This window comes from Actinomadura geliboluensis (genome assembly GCF_005889745.1).
GTDB lineage: Bacteria > Actinomycetota > Actinomycetes > Streptosporangiales > Streptosporangiaceae > Spirillospora > Spirillospora geliboluensis.
The window spans coordinates 1-9,054 of the sequence record NZ_VCKZ01000374.1; the positions used below are offsets into that span (position 1 = coordinate 1).

The 9,054-nt window shown below is 72.4% G+C and carries 8 protein-coding genes; 5 read left to right on the forward strand and 3 right to left on the reverse strand.

Annotated features, from left to right (window positions below):
• Positions 1-27: 27 nt before the first annotated feature.
• Together glpK (ETD96_RS35210) and ETD96_RS35215 are read right to left on the reverse strand one after the other, a co-directional pair.
• Positions 28-1,545: a glycerol kinase GlpK gene (glpK, locus tag ETD96_RS35210; protein WP_138640802.1), complete on the reverse strand. Its 1,518-nt coding sequence runs from the start codon at positions 1,543-1,545 to the stop codon at positions 28-30.
• A gap of 34 nt (positions 1,546-1,579) precedes the next feature.
• A complete protein-coding gene (locus ETD96_RS35215; RefSeq protein ID WP_138640803.1) occupies positions 1,580-2,416 on the reverse strand; it encodes an MIP/aquaporin family protein in 837 nt (278 codons plus the stop codon).
• A gap of 247 nt (positions 2,417-2,663) precedes the next feature.
• On the opposite strand from ETD96_RS35215, the gene ETD96_RS35220 reads away from it, so the two are divergent.
• Both ETD96_RS35220 and glpK (ETD96_RS35225) read left to right on the forward strand, forming a co-directional pair.
• Positions 2,664-3,431, forward strand: coding sequence for an IclR family transcriptional regulator (locus ETD96_RS35220; protein ID WP_138640804.1), 768 nt, complete (start codon positions 2,664-2,666; stop codon positions 3,429-3,431).
• Positions 3,432-3,473: 42 nt separating this feature from the next.
• Entirely contained in the window at positions 3,474-5,000 is a 1,527-nt protein-coding gene (gene glpK, locus ETD96_RS35225) for a glycerol kinase GlpK (protein ID WP_138640805.1), read from the forward strand.
• 16 nt (positions 5,001-5,016) lie between these two features.
• On the opposite strand, the gene ETD96_RS35230 is transcribed toward glpK (ETD96_RS35225), so the two are convergent.
• Complete coding sequence (locus tag ETD96_RS35230) at positions 5,017-6,168, reverse strand: acyl-CoA dehydrogenase family protein (RefSeq protein WP_138640806.1); 1,152 nt, start codon at positions 6,166-6,168, stop codon at positions 5,017-5,019.
• Positions 6,169-6,260: 92 nt separating this feature from the next.
• Here ETD96_RS35230 and ETD96_RS35235 point away from each other — a divergent pair, with 92 nt between their 5' ends.
• From ETD96_RS35235 to ETD96_RS35245, 3 genes are read left to right on the forward strand one after another with little or no spacing between them, the layout of a single operon-like run.
• On the forward strand, positions 6,261-6,956 hold the full coding sequence (locus ETD96_RS35235) for a GntR family transcriptional regulator (RefSeq protein WP_138640807.1): 696 nt from the start codon (positions 6,261-6,263) through the stop codon (positions 6,954-6,956).
• Between the two features lie 60 nt (positions 6,957-7,016).
• Positions 7,017-7,793, forward strand: coding sequence for an enoyl-CoA hydratase/isomerase family protein (locus ETD96_RS35240; protein ID WP_138640808.1), 777 nt, complete (start codon positions 7,017-7,019; stop codon positions 7,791-7,793).
• A gap of 30 nt (positions 7,794-7,823) precedes the next feature.
• Entirely contained in the window at positions 7,824-9,005 is a 1,182-nt protein-coding gene (locus ETD96_RS35245; RefSeq protein ID WP_138640809.1) for an acyl-CoA dehydrogenase family protein, read from the forward strand.
• Positions 9,006-9,054: the final 49 nt, after the last annotated feature.

Below are 9,054 nucleotides of genomic sequence, written 5' to 3' on the forward strand. Positions count from 1 at the left end.
CGGCTGGGGGCCGCGGCCCGGGGGTGGTCAGTCGATGTCGACCCAGTCGAGGGTGCGGGTGACGGCCTTCTTCCAGCCGGCGTAGCCGGTCTGGCGCTGGTCGTCGTCCCAGGTGGGGTTCCAGCGTTTGTCCTCGTTCCAGTTCTGGCGGAGTTCGTCGGTGGTGTGCCAGAAGCCGACGGCGAGGCCGGCGGCGTAGGCGGCGCCGAGGGCGGTGGTCTCGGCGACGACGGGGCGGGAGACCGGGACGCCGAGGATGTCGGCCTGCAGTTGCATGCACAACTCGTTGGCGGTGACCCCGCCGTCGACCTTGAGGACGTCCAGGGAGACGCCGGAGTCCTCTCGCATCGCCTCCACGACGTCCCGGGACTGGTAGCAGATGGCTTCGAGGGTGGCGCGGGCGACGTGGGCGTTGGTGTTGAAGCGGGACAGGCCGACGATGGCGCCGCGGGCGTCGGAGCGCCAGTAGGGGGCGAACAGGCCCGAGAAGGCGGGGACGAAGTAGACGCCGCCGTTGTCGTCGACCTGCCGGGCCAGGGCTTCGCTTTCGGAGGCGCCGGAGATGATGCCGAGCTGGTCGCGCAGCCATTGCACGGCCGACCCGGTCACCGCGATCGATCCTTCCAGCGCGTAGACCGGCTTGTCGGCTCCGAACTGGTAGCAGACGGTCGTCAGCAGGCCGCTCTTGGACCGGACGAGTTCCTCACCGGTGTTGAGCAGGAGGAAGTTGCCGGTGCCGTAGGTGTTCTTGGCTTCGCCGGGTGCGAAGCACACCTGTCCGACGGTCGCGGCCTGCTGGTCGCCCAGGGCGGCGGTCAGCGGGACTTCGCCGCCGAGCGGGCCGTCCGCGCGGGTGACTCCGTATCCGGCGGGCGCCGAGGACGGTTTGATCTCCGGCAGCATGGAGCGGGGGATGCCGAAGAACGACAGGAGCTCGTCGTCCCAGCTGAGGGTCTCCAGGTCCATCAGCATGGTGCGGCTGGCGTTGGTCGGGTCGGTGACGTGGACGCCGCCGTTCGTCCCGCCGGTCAGGTTCCACAGCACCCATGTGTCGGTCGTGCCGAAGACGGCGTCGCCCGCCTCAGCGGCCTCCCGCACCCCGTCGACGTTCTCCAGGATCCATTGGATCTTGCCGCCGGAGAAGTAGGTGGCCGGCGGCAGCCCGGCCTTCCGGCGGATGACGTCGCCCTTGCCGTCGCGTTCCAGGGCGGCGGCGATGCGGTCGGTGCGGGTGTCCTGCCAGACGATCGCGTTGTAGTACGGGCGGCCGGTGCGCCGGTTCCACACCACGGTCGTCTCGCGCTGGTTGGTGATGCCGAACGCGGCCAGGTCGGTGTGGCCCAGGTTCGCCTTGTTCAGCGTGGTCTGGACGACGGCGCGGGTCCGCTCCCAGATCTCGGTCGGGTTGTGCTCCACCCAGCCCGCCCGCGGCAGGATCTGCTCGTGCTCCAGCTGGTGGCGGGCGATCTCGTTCCCGCCGTGATCGAAGATCATGAAGCGGGTGCTGGTCGTGCCCTGGTCGAGGGCTCCGACGAAGTCGGCCATGCGTGCGGTCTCCTGGGATGAGGGTGCGGGACGGTCAGGCCGTCTCGTACTGCGGTTCGGGCTTGGCGATGTCCTGGGCGGGCTCCTCGGGGGGCAGGAACCGCCCGATCAGGGCCTTGTAGAGTCCGACGCCGAGGACGCCGCCGATCAGCGGGCCGACGATCGGGACCCAGAAGTACAGGTCGCCGTACTGGTCCCGCCACGCGCCGCCGTAGCCGGTGAGGAACGAGGCGAGCCGGGGGCCGTAGTCGCGGGCGGGGTTGATCGCGTAGCCGGCGTCGGTGCCGAACGCCATCCCGATCGCGACCACCAGCAGGCCGATCAGGAACGGGGCCAGGTTGGCCAGCGGCGGCGAGTTCCGGATGTCGGTCAGCGCCTTGATCACGAACAGCAGGATCGCGGTGCCGATGACCTGGTCGCGGAACGCGCCCCAGGTGCCGACCGGGAGGGTGCCGTTGCCGGGCAGGGTGGAGAAGACGCCCTGCGTCTTGATGGTGTGGCCGGGGTCGACCTTGGCGAGCACCTCGCTGTAGTTCCAGCGGACGAGCAGCGCCGCGATGAACGCGCCCGCCGTCTGCGCGGCGATGTAGGGCGCGGTCTTGCGCCAGGCGAACTCCTTGAACGCGGCGAGCCCGATGGTGACGGCGGGGTTGAGGTGGGCGCCGCTGATCCGGGCGGCGACGTAGACGCCGAGCGTGACGCCGAGCCCCCAGGCCCAGGCGATGCTGTCGTGGTCGCCGATGCCGGCGGCGGCGACCTGCGCGACGACGCCGACGCCGAACAGGATGAGGATCAGGGTGCCGGCGAACTCGGCCGCGAGCTCACCGGCGAGCGAGGGGATTCTCGGTCGTTGCGCGGTGCGTTCCGTCATGGGCTCTCCTCGGCAGGTGGGGTGGACGCGAGGCCCCGTGAGGCTGGCCAGACGGTAAGTCGGGGATGAACCGCCGACAACGGGAGGCTGCCGACAATGTCGAACACTTTCCCCGTTGCCCGGCGCCGGTTACCCTCCAGTCTGTGCACGAGATCACAGAATCCGGGCAGTTCGGACCGTACGGGACGACAATCGCGACAAGCGCCGACATTGTCGGCACACCGCCGAGAGAACTACCCTGGGATTCGTGCCCGGACCCGTGCAGTCGATCGAGCGCGCCGCCGCGATCCTGCGGCTGCTCGCCGCCAGTTCGGGACGGCTCGGCGTCGGTGAGGTCGCCAGCTCGCTCGGGCTCGCCCGCGGCACCGCGCACGGCATCCTGCGCACCCTGGAGCGCGTCGGCTTCGTCGAGCAGGACGGCGGCACCGGCAAGTACCAGCTCGGCGCCGCCCTGCTGCATCTCGGCACCAGCTACCTGGACGTCAACGAGCTGCGGTCCCGCGCCATCAACTGGGCCGACGCGCTCGCCTCGCGCAGCGGCGAGGCCGTCCGCATCGGGACCCTGCTGGAGGGCAAGGTCCTGGTCGTCCACCACGTCTTCCGGCCCGACGACACCCTCCAGGCCATGGACGTCGGCTCGCTGCTGCCGCTGCACGCCACCGCCCTCGGCAAGGCGCTGCTCGCCCACGACGCCAACGCCGCCGCGTCCATCCGCGACACCGTCCTGGAGTCCTACTGCCGGCGCACCATCACCGATCCGCGCGAACTCGCACGGGCCGCCACCCGGGTGCGGGAGAACGGCTGGGCCGCCGAGACCGAGGAGCTGTCGATCGGCGAGGCCGGCATCGCCGCGCCGATCCGCGGGCACGGGGGGCTGGTGGTCGGGGCCATCGGCATCTCCGGCGCGGTCGAGCGGATCTGCGACGCGCGGCGCGTCCCCGAGCCGCGGCTCGTCGGGTACGTGCGGGACGCGGCCCGCGCCGTCTCCCGCGACCTCGGGGGCTCGCGCTGGTGACGCCGCGGCCCCGGCGCCGCGTCCGGAGGGAGGGGGCCGGCCGTGACCGAGCGCTACGTGATGTCGATCGACCAGGGCACCACCTCGACGCGGTGCATCCTGTTCGACCACGGCGGCCGGCTGGTGTCGGTCGCGCAGCGCGAGCACCGGCAGCACTTCCCGAAGCCGGGCTGGGTCGAGCACGACCCGATGGAGATCTGGCGCAACCTGGAGCGGATCGCCCCTGAGGCGCTCGCCCAGGCGGGGGTGACCGCGAACCAGGTCGCCGCGGTCGGGATCGCCAACCAGCGCGAGACGACCGTCCTGTGGGACCGGCTGACCGGTGTCCCGATCGGCCGCGCCATCGTCTGGCAGGACACCCGCACCGGCGCCCTGGTGGACGAGCTGGCCCGCGCCCCCGGCGCCGCGATGGTCACCGAGCGCAGCGGGCTGCCGCTGGCCGCCTACTTCTCCGCGCCGCGCATCCGCTGGCTGCTCGACCACACGCCCGGCCTCCGGGAGCGCGCCGAACGCGGTGAGGTCCTGTTCGGCACGATGGAGAGCTGGCTGATCTGGAACCTCAGCGGCGGCGTCGACGGCGGCGTGCACGTCACCGACGTGACCAACGCCGGCCGCACCCTGCTGATGGACCTGCGCACCCTGTCCTGGGACGCCGGCCTGCTCGACTTCTTCGGCGTGCCGGCCGCGATGCTGCCGGAGATCCGGTCGTCCACCGAGACCTACGGGACGGCACGCCGCGTGTTCCCCGGGGTGCTGATCGGCGCCGCCCTCGGCGACCAGCAGGCCGCGCTGTTCGGGCAGACGTGCTTCTCCCCGGGCGAGACCAAGTGCACCTACGGGACGGGCGCGTTCCTGCTGATGAACACCGGCACCACGCCGGTGAAGTCCGCGAACGGGCTGCTCACCACCGTCGGCTACAAGATCGGCGACGAGCCCGCGGTGTACGCGCTGGAGGGCTCGATCGCGATCACCGGCGCGCTCGTCCAGTGGTTCCGGGACGGCCTCGGGCTGATCTCCACCGCGCCGGAGATCGAGACCCTGGCCCGGACGGTCGACGACAACGGCGGCTGCTACATCGTCCCGGCCTTCTCCGGGCTGTTCGCGCCGCACTGGCGCAGCGAGGCGCGCGGCATCATCGTCGGCCTCACGTCCTACATCACGAAGGGGCATCTGGCGCGGGCCGTGCTGGAGGCGACCGGCTGGCAGACCCGTGAGGTGGTGGACGCGATGAACGCCGACTCGGGGCTCGGCCTGAAGGAGCTGAAGGCCGACGGCGGCATGACGTCCGACAACCTCGTCATGCAGATGGTCGCGGACATGCTGAACGTGCCCGTGGAGCGGCCGATGGTGGTGGAGACGGTGTCGCTCGGCGCCGCCTACGCCGCCGGGCTCGCCGTCGGCTACTGGGCTGGCCTCGAAGGGCTGCGCCGCAACTGGCACCGGGCCGCCCGCTGGGTCCCGGCGATGGAGCCGACGCGGCGCGCCGCCGAGTACGACAACTGGAAGCGGGCCGTGGAGCGCACGTTCGGCTGGATCCGCGCCGGCGAGGACCCCGCGACCGCGCCGTGAGGCCGAAGCCCCCGTCCTAGATCCGGTTGCGCTCGATCAGCTGCTTGACGATGACGTTGCGCTGGATCTCGTTCGTCCCCTCGCCGACGATCATCAGCGGGGCGTCGCGGAAGTAGCGCTCCACGTCGAACTCGGTGGAGTAGCCCGCCGCGCCGTGGATGCGAACGGCGTTCAGCGCGATCTGCATCGCGGCCTCGGACGCGTAGAGCTTGGCCATGCCCGCCTCCATGTCGCAGCGCTCGCCCGCGTCCAGGCGCCGGGCGGCGTCGAGGGTGAGCAGCCGCGCGGCCCGCAGTTGCGTGGCCATGTCGGCGAGGTAGTTGCCGATCGACTGGTGCTGCCAGATCGGCTTGCCGAACGCCTCGCGCTGCTGGGCGTAGCGGAGGGAGTCCTCAAGGGCGGCGCGGCCGACGCCGAGCGCGCGCGCCGCGACCTGGATGCGGCCCACTTCGAGGCCCCGCATCATCTGGGCGAAACCGCGCCCCTCCTCGCCGCCGAGCAGCGCGTCGAGCGGCGCCTCGTAGCCGTCGAAGGACAGCTCGCAGCTCTCCACGCCCTTGTAGCCGAGCTTCGGCAGGTCGCGGGAGACGGTCAGGCCGGGGCCCTTCTCCACGAGCAGGATGCTGATGCCCTGGTGGCGCGGGGACGCGTGCGGGTCGGTCTTGCACAGCAGCGCGATGAGCCCCGACATCCGGGCGTTGGTGATCCACATCTTGGCGCCGTCGACGACGTACCGGTCGCCGTCCCGCCGCGCGGTCGTGCTCATCGCCTGCAGGTCCGAGCCGCCGGACGGCTCGGTGAGCGCCATCGTGGCGCGCAGCTCGCCCGTCGCCATCCGGGGCAGGTAGTGGGCCTTCTGCTCCTCGGTGCCGAACACCGCGAGCAGGTGCGAGACGACCGTGTGCCCGCCGAACGCGCCGGCGAGGGTCATCCAGCCGCGCGCCAGCTCCTCGGTGACGAGCGCGTAGCACGCCTTGGAGACGGCGACGTCGCCGTACGGCGCGGGCACGGCGAGGCCGTAGACGCCGAGCTCCTTCATCCGGTCGATGAGGCGCTCGGGGTACGCGCCCGCGTGCTCCAGGTCCCGGGCGACCGGGCGGACCTCCCTGTCGACGAAGTCCGCGACGACCTCGACGATGGCGCGCTCCTCGTCGCTGAGCGTGAACACGGCGGCTCCACCCTCCTCCCGCGCGGGCTCCCGCACGGGGGCGATCTCTCATATATTTGATGTGAAAATACCGCAGGCGCCCAGGGGGGACGATGACCGCTGCCGGATCCGGCGGCCCGGCCCTCGGCCGCCGCCGCCAGCTGAGCGACGAGGTGGCCGCGCACGTCCGCGACCTGATCATGTCCGGCCAGGTCAGGCACGGCGAGTTCCTCCGGCTGGAGCGGATCGCCGACGACCTCGGGATCAGCGTCACCCCGGTCCGGGAGGCGCTGCTGTCGCTGCGCGGCGAGGGCTTCGTGACGCTGGAGCCGCGCCGCGGGTTCATGCCGGCGCCCCTCACCCGGCAGGACGTCCAAGACCTGTTCGAGGCTCAGGCGTACTTCGCCGGGGAGTTGGCCGCCCGCGCCGCCGGCCGGGCCGCCGAGGCCGACCTGGACGCGCTCGACCGGACGCAGGCGCTGCTGGAGGAGGCGTTCGCGGCCGGCGACTCGGCGGGCATCGAGCGCGCCAACCACCAGTTCCACCGGCTGATCAACCTGCGCGCCGGGTCGCCGAAGATGGCGTGGCTGCTGCAGACCGTGGTCCGGTACGCGCCGCGCCGCTTCTACGCGGGCATCGAGGGCTGGACGCGGGCGTCGGTCGACGACCACCGGCTCGTCCTCGCCGCGCTGCGCGCCGGGGACGCCGAGGCCGCGCGGCAGGCGATGCGCGCCCACATCCGGCACGCGGGCACGCTGCTGGTGGTGCATCTGGAGGCGCGGGGCTTCTGGGCGGCCGAGGCGGAGTGAGGCCGCCCGAACCCGGCCGTGGCAGGCCACGTATCGTATAAAAAATTTCCGGGAGGGCGGATGGACGACCAGGTGGTCACGGTCACCGATCGCGGCGCGGCGCGCGTGCTCACGCTGAACCGGCCGGAGGCGCGCAACGCGGTCGACCTCCCGACGCGCGAGCGGCTCCTGGCGGAGTTGCGGCGCGCCGCCGACGACCCCGCGGTGCGGGCGATCGTGCTGACCGGCGCCGGCGGGACGTTCTCGGCGGGCGGCGACGTCCGGTCGATGGAGGGCGCCGCGCCGGACGACGTCCGCGCCCGGCTCACCCCGCTGCACGAGGCCGTCCGGCTCATCGCGACGTGCGGCACACCGGTGATCGCGGCCGTCGAAGGCGCCGCCGCCGGGCTCGGGGTGTCCCTCGCCGCCGTCTGCGACCACGTGGTCGCCGCCGAGGACGCCCGGTTCGTCGCCGCGTTCGGCAAGGTCGGCCTCGTCGCCGACGGCGGCCTGCTCTGGACGCTCCCGCGCCGCGTCGGCATGGGCCGCGCCAAGGAGATGCTCGTGTTCGGGCGGACCGTTCCCGCGCCCCGCGCCCATGAGATCGGCCTCGCCGACTCCCTCGCGCCGCCCGGCGGGGCCCTGGACGCCGCGCTCGGCCTGGCCGCCGAGGCGGCCGCGCTCGCCCCGCTCTCAGTCGCCGCCGCGAAGCGGCTGCTGGCCCGCACCGATCTCGGCCCGGACGCGCTGCTGGAGGCCGAGATGGAGGAGCAGACCGCGCTGTTCGGCAGCGCCGACTTCGCCGAGGGCCGCGCCGCGTTCGCCGCGCGCCGCCCGCCGCGTTTCGAGGGCCGCTAGGGCTTCAGGGCCGCCAGAGAGGGAGCACGGATGAGCAGGCTGCAGCAGACGCACGGGCTGTCGGACGAGCAGCGGGAGATCGTCGCGACCGTCCGCGCGTTCGTCGACCGGGAGATCCTCCCGGTCGCCACCGCCCTGGAGCACGCCGACGAGTACCCGCAGGCGATCGTCGACGGCATGAGGGACCTCGGGCTCTTCGGCCTGATGATCGGCGAGGAGTACGGCGGGCTCGGCGCGTCGCTGCTGACGTACGCGCTGGTCGTGGAGGAGCTGTCGCGCGGCTGGATGAGCGTGTCCGGCATCGTCAACACCCACTTCATCGTCGCCTGGATGATCGCCCACCACGGGACCGTCGAGCAGCAGGCGCACTACCTGCCGAAGATGGCGACCGGGGAGATCCGGGGCGCGTTCTCGATGTCGGAGCCCGGCTGCGGGTCCGACGTCTCCGCCATCACGACCCGCGCCGTCCCCGACGGCGACGACTACGTGATCGACGGCCAGAAGATGTGGCTGACCAACGGCGGCTCCGCCAACCTCGTCGCCACGCTCGTCAAGACCGACCCCGACGCCGGCCACCGCGGCATGACGACGTTCCTCATCGACAAGACCCCCGGCTTCGGCGAGGTCGCGCCCGGCCTGACCGTCCCGGGCAAGATCGAGAAGATGGGCTACAAGGGCGTCGACACCACCGAGCTGCTCTTCGACGGGTACCGCGTCCCGGCGGCCCAGATCCTCGGCGGCGCGCCCGGCCGGGGCTTCTACCAGATGATGGACGGCGTCGAGGTCGGCCGCGTCAACGTCGCGGCGCGCGGCTGCGGCGTCGCCAGGCGCGCCTACGAGCTGGCCCTGGACTACGCGCGGCAGCGCGAGACGTTCGGCAGGCCCATCGCCGAGCACCAGGCCGTCCTGTTCCGCCTCGCCGAGATGGCCACCAAGGTCGAGGCCGCGCACCAGATGATGGTCATGGCGGCGCGGCGCAAGGACTCCGGCGAGCGCAACGACCTCGAAGCGGGCATGGCGAAGTACCTGGCCAGCGAGTACTGCAAGGAGGTCGTGGAGGACGCGTTCCGGATCCACGGCGGCTACGGGTACTCCACGGAGTTCGAGATCGAGCGGCTCTACCGGGAGGCGCCGATGCTGCTGATCGGCGAGGGCACCGCCGACATCCAGAAGATGATCATCGGCCGCCGGCTGCTGGACGGCGCGGGCTGACCGGGCGGGCGGCGGATATCGTGGCGGCATGGCCAGCCCGACCCCCGCC